This window comes from Amycolatopsis sp. cmx-11-51 (assembly GCF_047608665.1).
In the GTDB taxonomy this organism is placed as follows: domain Bacteria; phylum Actinomycetota; class Actinomycetes; order Mycobacteriales; family Pseudonocardiaceae; genus Amycolatopsis.
In genome coordinates this window covers 1-20,452 of sequence record NZ_JADNQO010000009.1, presented here as the reverse complement: position 1 = coordinate 20,452, position 20,452 = coordinate 1, and the positions used below count along the sequence as shown (strand labels likewise).

The following is a 20,452-nucleotide window of genomic DNA, read 5'->3' as shown; positions in this document are numbered from 1 at the left end:
TTAGTCTTGTCGTTCTAGTCCGATACCCGTCCCCGCATGCTTCGGAGCGTGGAGTGCCCGCCAACACCATTGAGACCGTCGTCAGCCTGTGTAAGCGTCGAGGCTTCGTTTTCCCGTGTGGAGAGATCTACGGCGGTACCAAGTCGGCGTGGGACTACGGGCCCCTCGGTGTCGAACTCAAGGACAACATCAAGCGCCAGTGGTGGAAGAACGTCGTGCAGAGCCGGGACGACGTCGTCGGCCTCGACTCCTCGGTGATCCTGCCGCGCCAGGTCTGGAGCGCGTCGGGTCACCTCGACGTCTTCACCGACCCGCTGATCGAATGTCTCTCCTGCCACAAACGTTTCCGTGCCGACCAGCTCGCCGAGGACTTCTCCGCGCGAACGGGCAAGGAGGTGACCGAGGACGACCTGTCCGAGGTCCCGTGCCCGAACTGCGGCACCCGGGGCGAGTACACCGCGCCGCGTGACTTCAACATGATGCTGAAGACCTACCTCGGCCCGGTCGAGTCCGAGGAGGGCGTGCACTACCTCCGTCCGGAGACCGCGCAGGGCATCTTCATCAACTTCCTCAACGTGCAGACCACCGCGCGGAAGAAGCCGCCGTTCGGCATCGGCCAGATCGGCAAGTCGTTCCGTAATGAGATCACGCCGGGCAACTTCATCTTCCGCACGCGTGAGTTCGAGCAGATGGAGATGGAGTTCTTCGTCGAGCCGGGCGAGGACGAGACCTGGCACCAGTACTGGATCGACGCGCGCACCGACTGGTACAAGGATCTCGGCATCAAGCCGGAGAACCTGCGGCTTTACGAGCACCCGAAGGAAAAGCTCTCCCACTACTCGAAGCGCACCGTCGACATCGAGTACCGGTTCGCGTTCAACGCGGGCCAGGAGTGGGGCGAGCTCGAGGGCATCGCGAACCGCACCGACTACGACCTGACGACGCACTCGAACCACTCCGGTGTCGACCTGTCGTTCTTCGACCAGGCTTCGAAGCAGCGGTTCCGCCCGTTCGTCATCGAACCCGCGGCCGGTGTCGGCCGCTCGATGATGGCGTTCCTGGTCGACGCGTACCACGAGGACGAGGTCCCCAACGCCAAGGGCGGCGTCGACAAGCGCGCCGTGCTGAAGCTGGACTACCGCCTCGCGCCGTACAAGGTCGCCGTGCTTCCGTTGTCCCGCAACGCCGACCTCACGCCGAAGGCGCGCGACGTCGCGGCGACGCTGCGGAAGCACTGGAACGTCGACTTCGACGACGCCGGCTCGATCGGCAAGCGCTACCGGCGCCAGGAAGAGATCGGGACGCCGTTCTGCGTCACCGTCGACTTCGACACACTCGACGACCTCGCGGTGACCGTGCGGGAGCGCGACACCATGGCGCAGGAGCGGGTCGCGATCGACAAGCTCGAGGCTTACCTGGCGGGGCGCCTGATCGGCTGCTGACCCCGCTCGCGGATGTTATGAACGGTCCGTTCAGCACAAATTCTGTGCTGAACGGACCGTTCATCACCTCGGGGGCGGGGTTGTTGTGAGCGGTGGGCGGGGATCTCGCCGGGAACGCTCTCACCCGCGGCCTACCCTGACAACTGTCACCCCCAGTTCGTGACGCGCGGCCCACGTCCGGAGCGCCCCCGCGCGACAAGCTCCAGGCCTGCGAGAACAAGGCATCACCGCGGGGGCGGCGGTACGACTTTCCGGCCTGCGTAAGCATTACGGCGACGTCCACGCCGTCGACGGCCTCGACCTCACGATCGCGCCGGGTGAGGTGGTCGCGCTTCTCGGCCCCAACGGCGCGGGCAAGTCCACCACGGTCGACATGACCCTGGGCCTCACCGTGCCCGACAGCGGCACCGTGACCGTCTTCGGGCGCGAGCCGGGTGACGCGGTCGGCGACGGGATGATCGGCGCGATGCTGCAGGGCGGCGCGCTCGTCGAGGATCTCACGGTCGCCGAGACCGTCGGTATGGTCGCCGCGTTGCACCGCAAGCCGATGCCCGTGCGTGAGGCGTTGCGCCGTGCCGGGGTCGAGGACATCGCGAATCGGCGTTCCACCAAGCTTTCCGGCGGCCAGAAGCAGCGCGTGCGGTTCGCGTCGCGTTGGTGAGCGACCCCGACCTGCTGATCCTCGACGAGCCGACCGCCGCGATGGACGTCGGCACGCGCCGCGAGTTCTGGAAGTCCATGTACGAGTTCACGAACTCCGGCCGCACGGTCGGAGTTCGCGACCCATTATCTCGAAGAGGCCGAAGAGTTCGCCGACCGTGTCGTGCTGATGCGGTCGGGGCGGATCGTCGCGGACGGTTCGGTCGCGCAGGTCCGTGCGCTGGCAGGGGGACGCACGGTCCGCGCGGTGGTGCCCGCGGTCACCGGTTTCGAACTCCGCGGCGGCCGCGTCGTCATCTCCAGTTCCGATTCCGACACCACGTTGCGGGCACTGCTGGCCCACGTGCCCGAAGCGCACGACATCGAGATCAGCGCCATCGGCCTCGAAGGCGCCTTCCTTTTCTTGACCACCGACAGCACCGAAGACACCGAGGAAGCTGTCCGATGAACCCGGCCTTTCTCAAGACCGAGATCGTCCGCACCTTCCGTTCGACGCGGTTCGTGCTCTTCGCCGTCGCCTTTCCGGTGCTGATGTTCCTGTTGCAGGTCAACGTTTTCGGTTCGGCCGACGTGAACATCTCCGGCGTGATCATGGTCAACATGACGGCCTTCGGCACTTTCTCCGCCGCGATGACGAGCGGCGCGAAACTGGCGATCGAGCGGTCCGCGGGCTGGCAGCGCCAGCTGCGGCTGACCCCGCTGACCGGCGCCGGTTACCTCGGCGGCAAGGCGCTCTCGGCGATGCTCGTCGCGCTTCCGCCGCTGCTCCTCGTCCCGCTGGTCGGCGTCCTGTTCCAGGGCGTCGACCTCGACGCCGCCGGCTGGCTGCGGCTGGTGCTCGGCAGCTGGCTCGGCGCGGTCCCGCTGGTGCTGCTCGGCCAGTTCGGGACGCCGGAGTCGATGCAGCCGATGAACATGATCGTCATGATGGGCATGGGCTTCCTGGGCGGCTTGTGGATCCCGATCGACGGGACGCCGTCGTGGATGGCCGACCTCGCCAAGGTGACGCCGACGTACTGGCTGATCCAGCTGGTCCGCCCGGTCGTCACCGACCATCTCACGGTGAGCCTCCCCGGCGCGTTCGGTGTGCTGGCGGCGTGGACCGCGGTTCTCGGGGTGCTGGTGATCAGGCGTTACCGTAAAGACAGTGCGCGGGTCTGAGAAAAAAGGTGAACCGGTGAACGACTACCCGGGCAGGGTGAAGACGGGCTTGACCAGCCGGGAGAACTGGTGGGCGGACATGCCACCGCGGACCGGCCGGAGACCCCGGCCGGGGCGGTGGGCCGTACTCGGCCTCGCCTTCATCCTGCCCAGCCTCGTCCCCGAGGCGGTGGACCTGCTGACCGACGGGGCGACCGGGAAAGAGCTCGTGACCGCCGCTTTCCTGATCGTCTACGGCGTCTGTTACGTGCTGTTCCCGCTCAGCCTGCGGCCTTCCCGGCGGAAGGCGACCTACGTCTTCTCGGTGCTCATGCTCCTCATCGGTCTCGTCCTGGTGTTCCTGCACGACAACAACCCGTACGTCCTGATCTACGCGACGGCGGTGCTGGCGTTCACCCTGCCGCCCGCCTGGGCGCTGATCCTGGACGGCGGGGCCCTGCTGCTGGTGCTGCTCGTCCACCTGATCCTCGGGAGGGACGACTTCGGTGACCTCATCGCGGTCACCTCGATCACGGCGGCGATGTTCTTCATGGCGAACCTGGTCCGCGCGGTGCGGAAGCTGGAAGCGGCGAACCAGGAGATCGCGACACTCGCGGTGGCGGGCGAACGCGAACGGCTGGCGCGCGATCTGCACGACATCCTCGGTCACAGCCTCACCACCATCACGATCAAGTCCGGCCTCGCCCGCCGGATCCTGGAGAGCGGCACGGACGACAGCCGTGCGCTGCGGGAGATCAGCGAGGTCGAGAGCCTGACCCGCAGCGCGCTCTCGGACATCCGCGCCACGGTTTCCGAGTATCGCGAGGTGTCGCTCTCGGTGGAGGTCGCCGGGGCACGGGCGGCGCTGCGGGCGGCGGAGATCGACGCTGAGCTGCCGCACGCGGTGGACAACGTCGATCCCAGTCTGCAGCGGACCTTCGGTTACGTGCTGCGGGAAGCGGTCACCAACGTTCTCCGCCATTCCGAGGCGAAGCGGGTCAAAGTCCGCTTCGGCAAGACCTGGCTCGAAGTCGAGGACGACGGCGAAGGCGGCGAGGCGGCGGCGGGGAACGGCCTGCGCGGGCTCACCGAACGGCTGGCCGCTGTCGGCGGGACCTTGACGACCACCGCGCCGTCTGCGGGAGGATGGCTCGTCCGCGCGGAGGTACCGGAGTCCGCCGTGCGTGCGCCGCTCACCGAACCCGCTGGAGGTCGCGCGTGATCCGGATCCTGCTCGCCGACGACCAGGCCATGGTGCGTGGGGCGTTGGCCACCTTGCTCGGCCTCGAAACCGACATCGAGGTGGTCGCCCAGGTCGGCTCGGGTGACGAAGTGCTTCCACGGGCGAAGGAAACCGCCCCGGACGTCGCGCTGCTCGACGTCCAGATGCCGGGCAAGGACGGTCTCGAGGCCGCCGCCGAACTGCACGGCGCGCTGCCGTCGTGCCGGATCATCATCTGCACCACCTTCGGCAGACCCGGCTACCTCGCGCGGGCGATGGCGGCGGGCGCCGCGGGATTCGTGGTCAAGGACGCCCCACCGGAGCAACTCGTCGACGCCGTCCGCCGAGTCCACAGTGGACTCAGGGTGGTCGATCCCGCGCTCGCCGCCGAATCGCTCGCCACCGGCGCGAGCCCGCTCACCGCACGCGAGCACGACGTCCTCAAAGCGGCCGAGGACGGCAGCACGGTGGCCGGCATCGCCCGTGCGCTGCACCTTTCCGAAGGCACCGTCCGCAACCATCTTTCGGCCGCGATGGGCAAGATTGGCGCGAGGACGCGGGCCGAAGCGGTGCGGCTCGCGGAAGAACGCGGCTGGCTCTGAGAGCACCTCGCCGCTCTGCGAGAATCACCCCGTGAGTACCGCCGAACGGACCAAACCCACTCGCGCGAACCGGGTGCGCCGGATCGTGGCGGGAGCGCTGCTGATCGTCGTCGCGGTGATCGGCGGGACGGCGTTCCGGGTCTGGCAGGTCGCCAGGGAAGACGTGCGCGATCAGGCCGACGTCATCGTGGTGCTCGGCGCGGCGCAGTACAACGGCAGGCCGTCGGAGATCTTCCAGGCCCGGCTGGCCAAGGCGAAGACGCTCTACGACCAGGGCGTCGCCAAGACGATCGTCACCGCCGGCGGCAAGAAAGCGGACGACAACTACACCGAAGCACAGGCCGGCGCGCAGTGGTTACGCAAGCGAGGCGTGCCCGCGTCGGCGACGCTGCCGGTCGGGGAGGGCAGCGATACCCTGCGCAGCCTGCGCGCGGTCGCCGAGCAGGTGCAGAAGCGGGGCTGGAAGACGGCGGTGCTGGTCAGCGACCCGTGGCACTCGTTCCGCGCCCGGGCCATGGCCGACGACCTCGGCCTGGAGTCCTGGACCTCGCCCACCCACCACGGCCCGGTCGTGCAGACCCGCGAGACGCAGGCGCGCTACATCGTCCGCGAGACCGGCGCGCTGCTGTATTACCGTCTTACGAAGTCTCCGGTCGATGCTTTGTAAGTGGCACTACCGTCTCACCAAGTCCCCGTCGACGCCCTGTAGTTGTCGGTGCTCGCGCTTAAGCTGGGCCGGTGAGCGACACCTACACCAAGGCCGACACGGCGCGTTTGCTGCCCGAGCGGCCCAAGGGCGCGGCGCTGGGAGGCGCCGAGGACGGGCGGAACGCCTTCGCCCGTGATCGCGCGCGGGTGCTGCACTCGGCGGCCCTGCGGCGGCTGGCAGGCAAGACCCAGGTGGTCGGCCCTGGTGAAGGTGCCGAGGTCAGCGGCGTGCCGCGTACCCGGCTGACGCATTCGCTGGAGGTCGCGCAGATCGGCAGGGGGATCGCGGACGAACTGGGCGCGGATCCGGATCTGGTGGACACCGCCGGGCTCGCGCACGACATCGGGCATCCCCCGTTCGGGCACAACGGTGAGCGCGCGTTGAACGAGGTCTCGCAGCCGTGCGGTGGCTTCGAGGGCAACGCGCAGACGTTGCGGATCCTGACCAGGCTGGAGCCCAAGGTCCTGCTCGAAGACGGGTCCGTCGGCGGGCTGAACCTCACCCGCGCCTGTCTCGACGCCTCGACGAAGTACCCGTGGCAGCGTGAAGAGGGCAATCCGAAGTACGGCGTCTACGCCGACGACGCGGAGGTGTTCGCGTGGGTCCGCGCGGGCGCGCCGGACCGTCGCACCTGCCTGGAAGCGCAGATCATGGACTGGTCCGACGACGTCGCGTACTCCGTGCACGACGTCGAAGACGGGGTCCTGGCGGGCCGGATCTCCTTGCGGGTACTGGCCGACGCCGAGGAACGCGCGGCGGTGGCCGAGGTGGCACGGCGGTTCTCGGACCAGTCACAGTCCACTTTGGAGGGTGCGGCGAAGGAACTGCTCGACCTGCCCGTGGTCGCGGAACTCACCGGACAGCGACTCGACGGATCGCTCAAGGCGCAGGTCGCGCTGAAGCGGCTGACGAGCGAACTGGTCGGCCGGTTCGCGACGGCGGTCGTCGGCGCGACGCGGGCGGTCCACGGCGAGGGCCCGCTGAGCCGCTACGCCGCGGAACTGGTCATCCCGGAGCAGGTCGCGGCCGAGGTCGCGTTGTTCAAGGCGCTCGCGCTGCGGTACGTGATGAGCGACAGGCGGCGCCTCGCGATGCAGGACGGCCAGCGCCAGACACTCGCCGAACTGGCCGGGGCGCTGTGCCGCCGCGCGCCGGACGCGCTGGACGGGCTGTTCCTGCCCGCGTGGGAGGCCGCCGCGGACGACGCGGCCCGCTTGCGCGTGGTCGTCGACCAGGTGGCGTCGCTCACGGACGCGCAGGCCTACGCGTGGCATGCCTGGCACACGGGCCGCCACGGCTGAGTGGAGTCGTGAGTTTTGGTCGTTCTGACGACCCGAACACGTACGACCGCCGGGGCCGGCCGCTCACCCGCCCCGATCGGTGTCGCGAAAGCCACTTTCGGGACATCAGAGGTCGCGAAAGTGGCTTTCGCGACACGCCAGCCTTGTCTCACCTCGTGAACAAGGCGGAACTTTCGGACAGGAGACGGACGGGCCCGTCCACGGTACGGTCTGCGGCATGGGCGCTGTCGAAAGCCACCTCCGGTTTGGTCTGGACCTCTACCGAGTGCTGGCGAGCCGCGCGGAGAACGCGTGCTTCTCGCCGTACTCGATCGCGAGCGCGCTCGGCCTGGTGACGCAGGCCGCCAAGGGGAAGACCAGAGAAGAACTGATCGCGCTGCTCGGTGACCCGGACGAGCTCGCCGACCTGCTGGGCAAGGCTTCGTCGCTGCTCGACGACGGCCCCGAACTCGCGGTCGCGAACACGCTCTGGGCCTGGGACGGGCTCCCGCTCGAGGACTCCTTCCGTGACGAACTGGCGACGTGGCCGGGCGGCAAGGTCGCGAGCGCTCCGTTCGGCGACGATCCGGAGGCCGCGCGGCGGCTGATCAACGCCGACGTCGCCGAGGCCACCCGCGACCTGATCCCCGAACTTCTGCGGCCAGGGACCGTCGCGGCGGACACCGTCGCCGCGATCGTCAACGCGCTGTATCTCAAAACCGCGTGGACCAACCCGTTCTCGCGTGACAACACCGCGCCCGCGGACTTCCACGCGGCGTCCGGTACCCGTACGGTGCCGACGATGTGGCTCGAAAAACAGCTCGACCACACCCACGAGGACGGCTGGCAGGTCGTCCGGCTCGGCGCCGAGGGCGGGGTGGAGGCGATCGTCCTGCTGCCGGACGGCGACCTCGACGACGCCGAACTCGACCCCGCCAAGCTGGCACGCCTGCTGGAGAACACCCGCTCGAAGACACTCAGCCTGTCGCTGCCCAAGCTGAAGCTGGACGTCGCCAGCCCGCTGACGGAGAAGCTCCAGGAACTCGGCGTGCGGACGATGTTCACCGCCCGCGCCGATCTCACCGGGCTCGCCGACGACGACCGGCTCGAAGTGTCGGAAGTCGTCCACCAGTCCGTGCTCCGCATCGACGAACAGGGCCTCGAAGGCGCCGCCGCGACGGCGGTGCTGATGCGGCTGACGTCGATCATGGTCGACGAACCTCTCGAGGTCGCCGTCGATCGCCCGTTCCTTCTGCTCGTGAGGCATGCCTCGACGGGTGTGATCTACTTTCTCGCCCGCGTTGTCGAGCCGTGAGGATGGTCAGTGAGCCTTTTCCAGGCTGAGGCGGCGGCCGTTGAGGCCGTGGAGACTCCCCCGAGACCCCGCCGATTCGCCGCCGCCGACGCCGCCATCATGGGCGGCTTCCTGCTGTTCGCTTTCCTGCTCTACAACGGGCTTTGGCTCGACCTGAAAGAGGGCTACCTCTGGAACAGCGCGTCGGACCAGAACCTGTGGGAGTGGTTCTTCTCCGTCACCGCGGACAACGTGCAGCACCTGAACAACCCGCTCACCTCGCACTTCCAGAACCACCCGCTCGGTGTGAACCTGATGGCCAACACGGCCATGCTCGGCATCGGCATCCCGCTGACGCCGGTCACGCTCATCTTCGGCCCGACGGTCACCTGGGCCATCGCGCTCACCGGCGGCCTCGCCGGCACGGCGGCGGCCTGGTACTGGGTCTTCTCGCGGCATCTGGTCACCCATCGGGTGGGCGCGGCCATCGGCGGCGCCTTCGTCGGGTTCGCCCCGCCGATGATCTCGCACGGCAACGCGCACCCGAACTTCGTCGCGTGGTTCGTCCTGCCGTTCATCGCGCTGCTGGTCTTCAAGATCGCGCGCGGCGAGCGGCCGGTCCGCAACGGGATCTTCCTCGGCCTGCTCGCGGCGTACCAGGTCTTCCTCGGTGAAGAGCCGCTGCTGATCTTCGCGATGGCGTTCGCGATCTTCGCCATCGCCTACTTCGCGACGAACTACCGCGAGTTCCCGCCGATGGCCGAACCGCTGGGGATCGGGGTCGGCATCGGCGTCCTCGTGGCGCTGATCCTGTGCGCTTTCCCCTTGTGGTGGCAGTTCTTCGGCCCGCAGAGCTATCAGGCGATCGAGCACGGCCCCGTCGGCAACGACACCGCCGCGTTCACGCGGTTCGCGACGCAGTCGGTCGCCGGGCAGCCACAGGCCGCGGCGGACGTGTCGATGAACCGCACCGAGGAGAACGCCTTCTTCGGCTGGCCGCTGATCGTGCTGATGGTGGTCATCACCGTCTGGCTGTGGCGCGAGGTGTTCGCGCGGGCGCTGGCGATCTCGATGTTCGTGATGGCCTGGCTTTCCCTCGGTGTGCAACTGATCGTGGTGCACGAGGAGACCGGGATCCCGGGGCCGTGGAAACTCTTCTCCGAACTGCCGCTGTTCGAATCGCTGCTGGAATCGCGGCTCGCGATGGGCTGCATCCCGCTCATCGGCGCCCTGCTGGCGCTGGCGACCGAGCGCGTCCACACGGTCGCGTCGAAACTGCCCGAAGTGCCGGGGGAGCGGCGATTCCCGTTGCGGCTGGTCTGGATCGGCGTCGTGATCGCGGTACTGCTGCCGGTCGCGCCGACGCAACTGGTCGTGAAGGACCGGCCGCCGACACCGAGGTTCCTCGCCGACGGCACTTGGCGGACCTACGTCGCGCCCGGCGGCACCGTGGTGCCCGTGCCGTTGCCGAGTTCCGGCGAATCCGAGCCGCTGCACTGGCAGATCGACGCGGGACTCGGCTACTCGATGCCGGAGGGCTACTTCGTCGGCCCGAGCGGGCCGGACGACAAACGCGGTCGCTACGGCGCCATCCAGCGGCCGACGTCGATCATCTTCGACCAGATCAAGCAGACCGGGGTGCCGGCGACGATCACGGAGTCGCAGCGGGTGCAGGCGCTGGAGGATCTGCGGTACTGGAACGCCGACGTGCTCGTGCTGATCCCGCGCGAACACCAGGACGCGTTCCGGGCCACGGTGGACCTGCTGCTGCGGAAGCCCGCCGAGTTCGTCGACGGTGTCTGGATCTGGGACGTGCGGACCATCACCCCCTGACCCCCTTCGCAAGTAGTCCTCTAGTTGCGGTCCTTGCACGTGCAACTACCGCAACTAGAGGACTAATTGCGGGCTGGTGGGTGGCGGTGCACGACGAACGGTTCCGTGTTGCCCGCGATGTCGCCAGAGCCGCCCAGTTCGCTCTGCTTCGAGCCCGGGAAGGGTTCGTCGAGGGGCAGAGCCAAATGCTCGTTGACCCACACCGTCCCGCATTCGAGCCGCCGAGCGACTTCGGCGCCGCGCTGCTCGTCGGTGCTCCACACCGACCCGCACGAGCCCGGCGACGAGTCGTTCGCCAGTCCGACGGCTTCGTCCACTGTGGAGCATCGGACGATCGGCAGCACCGGGCCGAATTGCTCCTCGCGCACCACACGCATCCCGTCATGCGCCTCGGCGAGGATCGCCGGGGCGAAGAAGTAGCCGGGCCCGTCGAGCCGTCCGCCGGTGACGACCCGCGCGCCGCGCGCCCGCGCTTCCTCGGTAAAATCGGTGACGCGGTCGTATCGCGGCCGGTTGTTCACCGGGCCCATCTGCGTTCCGGGTGTCCGTCCGTCGCCCACCACGACCTTCTCCGCCAAGGCCGCCAGTGCCTCGACGATGCCGTCATACGCCGGCCCGATGGCGTAGACGCGTTTGACCGCTATGCCGATCTGCCCGCAGTTGGCGAACGCGCTCCAGAACAGGCTTTTCGCGATAAGCGCGGGATCGGTGCCGGGAAGGACGATCGCGGGACCGTTGCCACCCAGTTCCAGGGTCAGCCGTTTCAACGCGGCCGCGGCCGCGGTGGCCACCCGTTTCCCGGTGGGGACGGAGCCGGTGAAGTCGATCTTCCGTATCCCAGGGTGCGAGACCAGATACTCGCCGAGAGGGTCTTGTCCGGTGAGCACGGTCAGCACGCCCGGTGGCAGCACCTCCGCCAGCATCCGGCCCAGGTGCAGGGTGGTGAGCGGGGTATGCGGCGACGGCTTGAGCACCACCGTGTTCCCCGCGGCGAAGGCGGGCGCGAGTTTCGCGACGGCCAGCTGGACCGGGAGATCCCACGGCGTGATCGCGGCGACCGGACCCAATGGGCGATGGTGCACCTCGATCCGGCCATCGCCGACGACCTGCGGTTCGAGTCTCAACCGGGCGAAGTACCGGAACCGCGCCGCGGCCTTGGCGAATTCGGCTTCGGCTTCCCGAAGCGGTTTCCCCTGCTCCTCGGTCAGCACAGGGGCCAGCACCGCCGCGGCCTCTTCGACGACGACCGCGCACGACATCAGCGCCGTGTGCCGGTCCGTGGCGCGCCAGGCGGGCCAGGCGCCGACGGCGGCGCGCACCGCTTCGTCGACATCGGCGCGCCCGGCGTTCGGGACGCTCGTGATCCGTTGCCCGGTCGCGGGATCTTCGACGGCGAGCATCAGTCGGCGCCGATGACGAGGTGGTCCATGTGTTCCTCCGATGGGGGAGTGCGGAGGGATCGCCGAAGAGACCGACGGGTCGGCATCGGTTGGTACGGAAGCAATTACGGAGAGCCAGTTTACCCTCGATGATCGAATCGGGGTTCCGGCGAAAAGGCTAATCGCTTCCTGTCGTGTGGCTCGCCTCACCGAAACGGCTGTCACGTCCGCGCGGGCCGCCTCGTCCACCTTCTGATCGCAACCGCACGAGGAGGACATCATGCCGCGCATTCCCGCCGTCAAGACCGCCGAAGCCGGCCTCTTGCTGAAGCTGTCCTACAAGTTCGCCGGAAGGCGCTTCGGCGCGGTGCCCGAGCCGATGGCGGTCGCCGCGCACCACCCCGCGCTGTTCCGCGCGAGCGGACTGCACGAAGTGCTGGTCGAGAAAGCCAGCAAGGCACTGCCGCCGAACGTGCGCGAGCTGGCCGTGTACCGGGTCGCGACGCAGCTCGGCTGCGCGTGGTGCATCGACTTCGGGACCATGCTGCAGGTGCACGAGGGTCTCGACATCGAACGGCTGAAGAACATCGACGACTACGCGATGTCGCCCGCCTTCACCGGCCAGGAACGGCTCGCGCTCGCGTACGCCGACGCGATGACCGCGAGCCCGGTGACCGTCACCGACGAGCAGGTCGCCGAACTGGAACGCGAGTTCGGCCGTAAGGGTGTCATCGAACTGACCTACCAGATCGCGCTCGAGAACTTGCGCGCCAGGATGAACAGCGCGCTCGACATCACCGCGCAGGGCTTCACCTCGGGCGACGCGTGCCGGATCCCGCTCCCCTGACCCGACCTCACGCGTTTCGTCCTCTAGTTGCGGTAGTTCGCGCTACCAACTACCGCAACTAGAGGACGAATTGCGTCAGGAGCCGACGCGGGAGCGCGCGGTGGCGAGCTTGTCCGGGTTCGCCATGTCGTAGATCGCGACGATCTTCCCGTCGCGGATGACGAACGCGTCGACGTGTTCGTCGAGCGCCCGGTACCCTTCCGAGGCGGCCTGCGGCGGGATGTAGAACCCGAGGTCGCCGTTGACCAGCGCCATCCTGGCCTTCTCGATCCCGGCCGGGTCGTACATCCGCATGAGGCCCTGGAACAGCCGGGTGACCTTGTCGAGCCCGCTGACCGTGTGCACCGCCGTGCGCGCCTTGCCACCGCCGTCGCCGACGAGGACGACGTCCGGGTGCAGGACCTCGGCCACCGCCTTGATGTCGCCGGTGAGCATCGCGGTCATGAACTTCTCGATGATCTGCTGCTGCTCGGCGAGCGCCGTCCTTGGCGGCGGATCGGCGTCGGCGAGCGCGCGGCGCCCACGGGAACCGTGCTGGCGCGCGGCCTCCGTGGTACAGCCCAGGATTTCGGCGATCTCGCCGAACGGCACCGAAAACGCGTCGTGCAGAACGAACGCGACACGTTGCTCGGGCGTCAGCCGGTCGAGGACCACCATGGCCGCCATCCGCATCCCGTCGTCGCGGACGGCGATGGTCAGCGGGTCCTCCGAAGCGGGTGTGCCCAGCGGGCCGAGGACCGGCTCGGGCAGCCACTCGCCGACGTACCGCTCGCGGCGCACCACCGCCGACCGCAGCCGGTCGAGACAGATCCGGCTGACGACGGTGGTCAGCCAGCCCTTGTGGTCCTCGATGGCCGAGCGGCGGCCCTCGTCCAGGCCGCTCAGCCGCAGCCAGGACTCCTGGACCGCGTCTTCGGCGTCGGTCAGCGCGCCGGTGAGCCGGTAGGCCACCGACACCAGATGGGGGCGCAGTGTGGCGAACTTCCCGGCGAGTTCATCCAGGGCGGTGCTCATTCTCCGAGTGTGCCGCACGGGCCTCCAGCACGAAGAACCAGGACACGGCCTAGAGTGGGGGCGTGGCAGGACGGATTCGGGACAGCGACATCGCGGAGGTGCGCGACCGCAACCGAATCGACGAGGTCATCGGCGATTACCTGGCGCTCCGCAACGCCGGCGGCGGCAGTTTGAAAGGGCTTTGCCCGTTCCACAACGAGAAGACCCCGTCGTTCAACGTGCGCCCCAGCCACGGCACCTTCCACTGTTTCGGCTGTGGTGAGGGCGGCGACGTGATCAAGTTCATCCAGAAGATGGACCTGATCTCCTTCGTGGAAGCCGTCGAGCGGCTCGCGGATCGCGCGGGGTTCCGGCTGACCTACGAAGGCGGCGGCGGGAGCGTCCAGCGTGATCGCGGCACTCGCGCCCGGCTGATCGAAGCGCACCGCGCGGCTCAGGATTTCTACGCCGAGCAGCTGCTCACCCCGGACGCGCGCGCGGCGCGGGACTTCCTGTCCGAGCGGGGCTTCGACTCCGCCGCCGCGCAGACGTTCGGCTGCGGGTACGCGCCGGCGGGCTGGGACAAGCTCACCAAGCACCTGCTCACCCACGGGTTCGAGGTCAAGGAACTGCTCACGGCCGGTCTGGCCAAGGAAGGGCAGCGCGGGCCGATGGACCGGTTCAACCGGCGGTTGCTCTGGCCCATCCGCGACGTCGGAAACGAGGTGGTCGGGTTCGGCGCGCGGCGCCTGTACGACGACGACCGCGTCTCGGCGAAGTACCTGAACACCGCGGAATCGCCGATCTACAAGAAGTCTCAGGTGATGTTCGGCCTCGATCTGGCCAAACGCGAGATCGCGAAGCGGCACCAGGTCGTCGTGGTCGAGGGCTACACCGACGTGATGGCGATGCACGCCGCCGGGGTGCCGACGGCCGTCGCGTCGTCGGGGACGGCGTTCGGGGAGGACCATATGAAGGTCCTTCGGCGGCTGATGATGGACGACGACGCCTTCCGCGGCGAAGTGATCTTCACCTTCGACGGTGACGAAGCCGGTCAGAAGGCGGCACTGAAGGCCTTCGAGGGTGACCAGACCTTCGCCGGGCAGACCTACATCGCGGTCGCCCCCGACGGCATGGACCCCTGCGAACTGAGGCTCGCCAAGGGTGATACCGCGGTGCGTGATCTGGTCGCGCGGCGGATCCCGCTGTTCGAGTTCGCGATCAAGAGCATGCTCAAATCCTTCGACCTCGACTCCGTCGACGGCCAGGTCGCGGCGCTGCAGAAGACCGTCCCGATGGTCGCGGGCATCAAGGACCGCGCCAGCCGCGACGGCTACGCGTCGAAACTCGCCTGGTGGGTCGGCTGGCAGGACGCGGCGCAGGTGGTGAACCGGGTCCGCGGCAGCGCGGGCGCGTCGGCGAAACGCTCCTCCACCGTCGAGGCCCGGCGGCCCGCCGCGGCGGCCACCACCACCACCGCGGAGGACGACCTGCCGAGGCCCGCGCCCGGCGATCCGCGGTTCATCGCGCAGCGGGAAGCGCTCAAGGCGGCGCTGCAGCAGCCGATGCTCGCCGGGGCGGAGTACGACGCGCTCCCCGAGGACGCGTTCACCCACCCGGTTTACGTCGCCATTCACAAGGCGTTGCTGTCCGCCGGGGGAGCGGGTTCCGGCCTGACCGGGCCCGCCCTGCTCGACGCCGCCGCCCCGCACTGTCCACAAGGGACGGTACGGCGAGTGCTCAGCGAACTTTCGGTGGAACAGTTACGGGCCAAGGGCGAGGTCGACTCGCGCTACATCTCGGCGCAGCTCGCGGCGGTACAGGAGAGCCTGGTCGGCCGCCAGATCAACGAGATCAAGTCGAAGCTCCAGCGGCTTTCCCCGGTCGAGGCGCCGGACGACTACCGCGCGCTGTTCGGCGACCTGGTCGCGCTCGAGCAGTACCGGAAGGCGCTGAAGGAACAGGCCATCGGCGGATTGGACTGAGCATGGGCTGGCTGCGTCACCTGCTGGGTGACCGTGTCCCGGCGGATTTCGCAGGCACTCTGGACGACGGCGAGCACGTCGTCGGGAGCGCTCCGGTCGAGAGCGGCGGGTATCTGCTCGTCACGCAGCTCGGCCTGTGGATCCCCGGCGGAGAAGGGCCGCGCCGGGTCGGCTGGCATCTGATCGGCAAGGCCGCGTGGTCCGAAGGGGTGCTCACCCTGACCGAGTCCGAGGAGACCGGGTCCGCGGGGAAGGCCGTGCTGCTGGCCGACAAGGCCCCGGTCCGGTTCCGGCTCGCGCGGCCGGGCAAGGTCCCGTTCCTGCTGCGGCAGCGTGTCGACGGTTCGGTCCGGGAGCGGCACCGCAAGGACCTCGGGACCGGGGGAGCGTGGTTCGTCGAGCGCAAGGTCCCCGGCCGGGACGGCACGGTGCTGCAGGTGCGGGCCGATCCGGGCACCGACGTCGACGTGATCAAGGCCATCGCCGAGGAAGCGGCGGAGAAACTCGCCAAGCCCCGCGGCTAGCAGTACGCTCGTACTGTATCGCTGGGAGGCGCCATGTGGGATCCGGTCAAGTACCTCGACTACGCCGGCCTGCGGGCCCGGCCGTTCCACGACCTCATCGGGCGGATACCGGTCGTGAAGCCCCGCCGGGTCGCCGACCTCGGCTGCGGGCCAGGGAACCTGACCGCCGTCCTGGCGGAACGCTGGCCGGACGCGGTCATCGAGGCGAGTGACAGCTCCCCGGAGATGGTCGAGGCCGCTCGCTCACGAGGCGTCGACGCGCGGGTCTTGGACGTCAACGACTGGACGCCTGAGCCGGACACCGACGTGGTCATCTCCAACGCCGTGCTCCAGTGGGTCCCCGAGCATCGAGTCCTGCTCCGTCGCTGGGTGGACCACCTGCCGTCCGGGGCGACGCTCGCGTTCCAGGTCCCCGGCAACTTCGACGCCCCGTCGCACGCCCTGGTCCGCGCCCTCGCGCGCACCGAGGAGTGGGCCCCGCGCCTCGCCGACGTCGTCCTGCGGGAGAGCGAGGCCGTCGACGGCCCACTCGGCTACGGAAACCTGCTCGCCGACGCGGGATGCGCCGTCGACGCCTGGGAGACGACGTATCTGCAGCGGCTGACCGGGGAGGACGCCGTGCTCGAATGGATCACCGGTACCTCGTTGCGACCGGTCAAAGAGGCGCTGCCGGGCGCCGATTGGGACCACTTCCGGGCCCAGATCGCCCGAAAGCTGGACGAGGCCTACCCGCCGCGCTCCGATGGGAGTACGTGGTTCGAGTTCCGGCGCGTCTTCGTGGTCGCCGTGGTGCCGTGAGGGGCCCTCCGCCGCAGGCGAAGGGCCCCTTCGGTTCGTCTGGGGCATCGTCAGCGCCGGGGCCGCCCGAACCTCTCACCGACCTTGGCGCGAGCGACCCCGGCGGCGCCCTGCACCATGGGGTGGTCAGCGATCTTGCGGTAGGTCCGCACGATCTGCTCGTACCGTCCCCGGCCGGCCTTCGCGCCCAACACATAGCCCGCGGCCGCGCCAAGCAGGAACATCTTCATCCGAGTCCACGCCTCCGTTCGATCTTGCTCCGGCTGTCATTGTCCCTCAAAACGCGAGCTTGACGAGGTGACGGACAAAAGTGGGGGGTGGGTGAGCGGCTGCCGGAGGTGGTGGGCTAGAGTTCTCTCATCGGTCGGAGCGAGCCGGCCGGTGCGGAGCACAATCCCCTGTAGCTCAACTGGCAGAGCATTCGGCTGTTAACCGGAGGGTTCTTGGTTCGAGTCCAAGCGGGGGAGCACAAGCCCAGGCCACGCGGCCTGGGCTTCTTCGTGTCTGGGCACCAGGGGCGATTCAGTGTCGATTTCGACGCTCGCCCAGTGTTCGGCCGTCGCACCGCTTGCGTGATCCGCTATAGTCACGACGACTTGTTCCCAGATTTGATCTTCCCGCGGTCGGCGCCGATTCGCTATGCCGGCTTCATCGTGGGTGCGGCAGCATCCACCGCTGGTCGGAAACTTGCCGGACCGCAGCGCTCTGACCTGTCGTTATAGAGAATCCGCCGCCTGACTCACGCCAACCAGCCCTGGCTTCGCCGAGACTTCTCACTCGCCACAAGGATCCGACTTCGGATCACGTGAGGACACCACGTCGGTGAACCGCGCCTGACAGGGTCTGACGGCGCGCGCTCATGGCGACGTTCTTTGCCGTGCTCGCGGGCGTCGATCGGCCAACGCCTTGTCGTCCTCCCCGTATCTACCCGCACGCCGCAGCCGGTTCTGGCCGGTCCGACTCACTCCACAGGAGATCCTCCATCAGTGTTCCCGTTGTTCTGCCGCATGCCGCCTGTGCTCCTCGTTCTCTCACCGATGTGTACGGTCCGGGCATCGCTGTCTGCGCCCGGCCCGAACTGACCGCCGCGGAACCAGTGAACAGACACCGCCGCAGCCGCGACGTAGTTTCCGCGCGACCGATCGCTGTCGCCGCCGACACGCCGGTGATCTGCAGTGCCGGTGGCACGGACCCGGATTTGCTGGCACACCTGCGTGACAGCGGCCTGCCGGTCGGCACAGACCTGCGCGAGTTCCGAAGCGAAAGGGAATTCGCCTCCCGGGTGACCGAAGCGATGTCCGACGGCCTGCTGATGTCGATGGAGTACCCGCAGCCAACCACGCTGTGCCCAGACGAACGCGCGCTCAAAAGCGCGCAACTCGTCGGCTATTTGAACAACAAAGCCAGCATTACCACGTTGGTCGATCCACGTTTTCAAGCGCACCGCAGCGTCGTGACTCGCGAGCAACTCGCGGAGGCGGCGCCGGCGGAGAAGTCGTGGGTGCTCAAGGCCGCGACCAACGACGCGCACGGCGGAAGCCTCGATGTATATCTGCACCGGGCCGACGAGCGGATCACGCTACCGGCGTTCACCGATGTGCTCACCGAATTCGTCGTCGAGGAGTACCTGCAGATCCTGCGAAACTGGGGCCTGCAGTTCTACGTGGGAGCGGACGCACGGGCCCGCCTGCTGGCCGTGACCGAGCAGCGCGTCGACGCGATCGGGGTCTATGCCGGCGGCAGATTCGGTGCGGTCACCACTCCTCCTGCCGAACTGCTCGCCGAATGCCTGGCGATCACCCAGCGCGCGGCCGATGTCGGCTACCGCGGTCTGTGCAGCCTTGACTGCGCCCAAACCCGGGACGGCCAGCAGGTCGTGCTCGACCTGAACTTCCGGATCACCAGTGGCTCGATCCCGTTGCTGGCGATGCAGTCCGTCCGCCCCGACGCCCTTGACCGCGCCGCCGAGTCCGTGACGCTGACCGTCGACGGCGCACTCACCGACCTGCTCGCCGAGGTACGCCCGGCATTGGCCGCCGATGCCCTGCTCATCGTGGCTGGTCATGACACCGGCCACACGGACAACCCCATCAGGCGAAGCACCTTGCAACTGCTGGTCCTCGGCGACGACCCCGACGAGGTCGCCACTCGACGCCGCATGCTGGAAGAGAAGACCGGCCACTGACGCTCGTCATGCCACGGAGCGGCTCCGTCACGTTCAGTGCGACGGGACAGCAGCCAGATGCGTGTGCGACCCGCACGGCTTCCGGACGATCCGCGGTACTGCTACGTTCGCCGGTTCCTGCACGCCGGTGCACAGGAACCGGCCGCCGTGGTGCTCGTGGTTTCCTTGTATGTCAGCGAGTTCGTGACCCGTCATGGTTGACCAGTGGCTCGGGCCCAACGAAGGCGCCGGGAATTGCCAGGGCAGCTGATCGAACAATCACACACCTGTCGTTTCCGGCGGAACATGACATGTTCCGCCGGAAACGACATGATGGCTAGCGTGCGGGCCGTGTGGTGCCCGGATACTCGTCGGCGAGGTTCGGTCGGTACCACTGAATCGTTGGAATGCGCTGTCTTGCTTCAACGACTCGTCACGTGAGACGCGGTCTCAGGTAGAGGGCTTCAGTACGGGAGGACGTACGCGTGGCTCATGTCGGAGTCGTGCGTGGTGGTCGAGCCGCGTGAGTCGGGGAGTCCGGTGGCCGTGCCCTGGATGCCGGCGGTCTCACCGCCCAGCCATTCGGCCTTGACGTAGGCGTTGAACCGGGGGATGCAGCCCGGTGCTGTGCTCACGGTGAAGTCCGCTTTGTTGAGTGGGACGTATTTGTGGTGGACCCAGTACGGCACGTCGTGCGTGGCCTGGATGCTGCTGTCGGTTTTGCAGAGGGTGCCGTCGGATTTCCATTGGTTGACGAAGAGTGTGAACTTCACCTGCGCTGTCTTGTACTTGTCGCAGGGCGTGTTGGGCCAGCAGATCATCAGCTCGACATCGCCGACGACGTTGAGGCCCTGCACGGTCGTGGGGAGGGTGAAGTAGTCGAGCGCGGGTAGCCGCACCACCGGGCTACCGGCGTTGAGGCTGTGTACCCCCGGCCCCACGCTGGATTGCACTGGTTGCCCGTCGGTGGCGTTGGTGACCGAGGTGTCGGCGAAGGTGATGTATCCGCTGTCCAGGCGGTAGGTGGCGTCGTTGGCGTTGAGCGAGTTGCCTCGCACGTTCGCGGTGCAGGTGACTGTGCCGGCGACGCCGGGGTGGACGAGGAAGCGGGTGTAGAGCGTCACGTCCTGCGCGGGGGAGCCCGAGTTCTTGTCGTAGACGTTCTGCCCGATCACCATGTTCTTGCTCCAGCCGCCCGGACCCCGGCAGACGACTTCGTTGTCGAAGAGGCTGCGGATGGTGGCGTTGTTGACCCGCATCTTCGAGACCACGTACGCGGTTTGCGTGGCGGTCATGTTCAGCGAGATGGTGCCAACGGGAGTGACGTTCTGATCGACCCTGCCACCCGGTGGGAGCCCGGGCGCCAGGATCGTTTGCGGGGTGAAGGTAACGGATGTCGCCGCCTGCGCGGGCGTGGCGACCAGCAGGCGGGCGATCAGCGCGAAGCACCGGGCGTGTCACGGTAACCGTGTAAGCCAGAGGTGTACCAAGATCGACTTGCTGGTTTAGCGGTCGGAAGGGACACTGAGTGACACAGGACATATCGTCTCGTCGGGGTGATGAGGCGGCATCGCGGCGGC

General features: G+C 68.1%; 17 protein-coding genes, 1 tRNA gene and 1 pseudogene. 15 read left to right on the top strand and 4 right to left on the bottom strand.

Going from position 1 to position 20,452, the window contains the following annotated elements:
• Positions 1 to 53 precede the first annotated feature (53 nt).
• The 9 genes and pseudogenes from ACM6LU_RS26500 to ACM6LU_RS26460 all read left to right on the top strand — a co-directional run bounded on the left by ACM6LU_RS26500 (position 54) and on the right by ACM6LU_RS26460 (position 10,182).
• Complete coding sequence (locus ACM6LU_RS26500) at positions 54 to 1,442, top strand: glycine--tRNA ligase (protein ID WP_414940479.1); 1,389 nt, start codon at positions 54 to 56, stop codon at positions 1,440 to 1,442.
• A 208-nt stretch (positions 1,443 to 1,650) separates the two neighbouring features.
• Positions 1,651 to 2,550 (top strand): annotated as a pseudogene (locus ACM6LU_RS26495) (ABC transporter ATP-binding protein).
• Entirely contained in the window at positions 2,547 to 3,263 is a 717-nt protein-coding gene (locus ACM6LU_RS26490) for an ABC transporter permease (RefSeq protein ID WP_414940478.1), read from the top strand. Before ACM6LU_RS26495 ends, ACM6LU_RS26490 begins: the two are co-directional and overlap by 4 nt.
• A gap of 16 nt (positions 3,264 to 3,279) precedes the next feature.
• Positions 3,280 to 4,464: a sensor histidine kinase gene (locus ACM6LU_RS26485; RefSeq protein WP_414940477.1), complete on the top strand. Its 1,185-nt coding sequence runs from the start codon at positions 3,280 to 3,282 to the stop codon at positions 4,462 to 4,464.
• Complete coding sequence (locus ACM6LU_RS26480) at positions 4,461 to 5,066, top strand: response regulator transcription factor (RefSeq protein WP_414940476.1); 606 nt, start codon at positions 4,461 to 4,463, stop codon at positions 5,064 to 5,066. The genes ACM6LU_RS26485 and ACM6LU_RS26480 overlap by 4 nt, the downstream gene beginning before the upstream one ends.
• 31 nt (positions 5,067 to 5,097) lie before the next feature.
• Entirely contained in the window at positions 5,098 to 5,733 is a 636-nt protein-coding gene (locus tag ACM6LU_RS26475) for a YdcF family protein (protein WP_414940475.1), read from the top strand.
• Positions 5,734 to 5,804: 71 nt separating this feature from the next.
• Positions 5,805 to 7,076 (top strand): deoxyguanosinetriphosphate triphosphohydrolase, encoded by a 1,272-nt coding sequence (locus ACM6LU_RS26470; RefSeq protein WP_414940474.1) that lies wholly within the window; start codon positions 5,805 to 5,807, stop codon positions 7,074 to 7,076.
• A gap of 217 nt (positions 7,077 to 7,293) precedes the next feature.
• Entirely contained in the window at positions 7,294 to 8,370 is a 1,077-nt protein-coding gene (locus ACM6LU_RS26465) for a serpin family protein (protein WP_414940473.1), read from the top strand.
• Between the two features lie 9 nt (positions 8,371 to 8,379).
• The gene (locus ACM6LU_RS26460; protein ID WP_414940472.1) at positions 8,380 to 10,182 is read left to right on the top strand and encodes a glycosyl transferase; all 1,803 of its coding nucleotides are present in this window, start codon (positions 8,380 to 8,382) and stop codon (positions 10,180 to 10,182) included.
• 62 nt (positions 10,183 to 10,244) lie between these two features.
• On the opposite strand, the gene ACM6LU_RS26455 is transcribed toward ACM6LU_RS26460, so the two are convergent.
• Positions 10,245 to 11,582: an aldehyde dehydrogenase family protein gene (locus ACM6LU_RS26455; RefSeq protein ID WP_414940471.1), complete on the bottom strand. Its 1,338-nt coding sequence runs from the start codon at positions 11,580 to 11,582 to the stop codon at positions 10,245 to 10,247.
• A 259-nt stretch (positions 11,583 to 11,841) separates the two neighbouring features.
• Here ACM6LU_RS26455 and ACM6LU_RS26450 point away from each other — a divergent pair, with 259 nt between their 5' ends.
• The gene (locus ACM6LU_RS26450; RefSeq protein ID WP_414940470.1) at positions 11,842 to 12,408 is read left to right on the top strand and encodes a carboxymuconolactone decarboxylase family protein; all 567 of its coding nucleotides are present in this window, start codon (positions 11,842 to 11,844) and stop codon (positions 12,406 to 12,408) included.
• A gap of 75 nt (positions 12,409 to 12,483) precedes the next feature.
• On the opposite strand, the gene ACM6LU_RS26445 is transcribed toward ACM6LU_RS26450, so the two are convergent.
• Positions 12,484 to 13,422 carry a sigma-70 family RNA polymerase sigma factor gene (locus ACM6LU_RS26445; RefSeq protein ID WP_414940469.1) on the bottom strand — a complete coding sequence of 313 codons (939 nt, stop codon included), beginning with the start codon at positions 13,420 to 13,422 and terminating at the stop codon, positions 12,484 to 12,486.
• 62 nt (positions 13,423 to 13,484) lie between these two features.
• Here ACM6LU_RS26445 and dnaG point away from each other — a divergent pair, with 62 nt between their 5' ends.
• The 3 genes from dnaG to ACM6LU_RS26430 are packed head-to-tail and all read left to right on the top strand — an operon-like array spanning position 13,485 to position 16,708.
• Positions 13,485 to 15,386 carry a DNA primase gene (gene dnaG / locus ACM6LU_RS26440; RefSeq protein WP_414940468.1) on the top strand — a complete coding sequence of 634 codons (1,902 nt, stop codon included), beginning with the start codon at positions 13,485 to 13,487 and terminating at the stop codon, positions 15,384 to 15,386.
• Positions 15,387 to 15,388: 2 nt separating this feature from the next.
• A complete protein-coding gene (locus ACM6LU_RS26435) occupies positions 15,389 to 15,910 on the top strand; it encodes a hypothetical protein (protein WP_414940467.1) in 522 nt (173 codons plus the stop codon).
• 33 nt (positions 15,911 to 15,943) lie between these two features.
• Positions 15,944 to 16,708 carry a trans-aconitate 2-methyltransferase gene (locus ACM6LU_RS26430; RefSeq protein WP_414940466.1) on the top strand — a complete coding sequence of 255 codons (765 nt, stop codon included), beginning with the start codon at positions 15,944 to 15,946 and terminating at the stop codon, positions 16,706 to 16,708.
• Positions 16,709 to 16,758: 50 nt separating this feature from the next.
• Here the strand turns inward: ACM6LU_RS26430 and ACM6LU_RS26425 are convergent, their stop codons facing one another.
• Entirely contained in the window at positions 16,759 to 16,938 is a 180-nt protein-coding gene (locus ACM6LU_RS26425; protein ID WP_414940465.1) for a hypothetical protein, read from the bottom strand.
• Positions 16,939 to 17,102: 164 nt separating this feature from the next.
• Here ACM6LU_RS26425 and ACM6LU_RS26420 point away from each other — a divergent pair.
• Together ACM6LU_RS26420 and ACM6LU_RS26415 are read left to right on the top strand one after the other, a co-directional pair.
• Positions 17,103 to 17,175: transfer RNA gene (locus ACM6LU_RS26420), tRNA-Asn, on the top strand.
• Between the two features lie 572 nt (positions 17,176 to 17,747).
• Positions 17,748 to 18,893, top strand: a complete 1,146-nt coding sequence (locus tag ACM6LU_RS26415) for a hypothetical protein (RefSeq protein ID WP_414940464.1) — start codon at positions 17,748 to 17,750, stop codon at positions 18,891 to 18,893.
• A 443-nt stretch (positions 18,894 to 19,336) separates the two neighbouring features.
• On the opposite strand, the gene ACM6LU_RS26410 is transcribed toward ACM6LU_RS26415, so the two are convergent.
• Positions 19,337 to 20,167: a hypothetical protein gene (locus tag ACM6LU_RS26410; RefSeq protein WP_414940463.1), complete on the bottom strand. Its 831-nt coding sequence runs from the start codon at positions 20,165 to 20,167 to the stop codon at positions 19,337 to 19,339.
• Positions 20,168 to 20,452: the final 285 nt, after the last annotated feature.

Bases quoted from the DNA above. Each gene is read 5' to 3' on its own strand.
- ACM6LU_RS26430 (WP_414940466.1), top strand. From the start codon at position 15,944: ATGTGGGATCCGGTCAAGTACCTCGACTACGCCGGCCTGCGGGCCCGG.
- ACM6LU_RS26410 (WP_414940463.1), bottom strand. From the start codon at position 20,167: ATGACCGCCACGCAAACCGCGTACGTGGTCTCGAAGATGCGGGTCAAC.
- ACM6LU_RS26455 (WP_414940471.1), bottom strand. From the start codon at position 11,582: ATGCTCGCCGTCGAAGATCCCGCGACCGGGCAACGGATCACGAGCGTC.
- ACM6LU_RS26490 (WP_414940478.1), top strand. From the start codon at position 2,547: ATGAACCCGGCCTTTCTCAAGACCGAGATCGTCCGCACCTTCCGTTCG.
- ACM6LU_RS26445 (WP_414940469.1), bottom strand. From the start codon at position 13,422: ATGAGCACCGCCCTGGATGAACTCGCCGGGAAGTTCGCCACACTGCGC.
- ACM6LU_RS26435 (WP_414940467.1), top strand. From the start codon at position 15,389: ATGGGCTGGCTGCGTCACCTGCTGGGTGACCGTGTCCCGGCGGATTTC.
- ACM6LU_RS26450 (WP_414940470.1), top strand. From the start codon at position 11,842: ATGCCGCGCATTCCCGCCGTCAAGACCGCCGAAGCCGGCCTCTTGCTG.
- ACM6LU_RS26425 (WP_414940465.1), bottom strand. From the start codon at position 16,938: ATGAAGATGTTCCTGCTTGGCGCGGCCGCGGGCTATGTGTTGGGCGCG.
- ACM6LU_RS26465 (WP_414940473.1), top strand. From the start codon at position 7,294: ATGGGCGCTGTCGAAAGCCACCTCCGGTTTGGTCTGGACCTCTACCGA.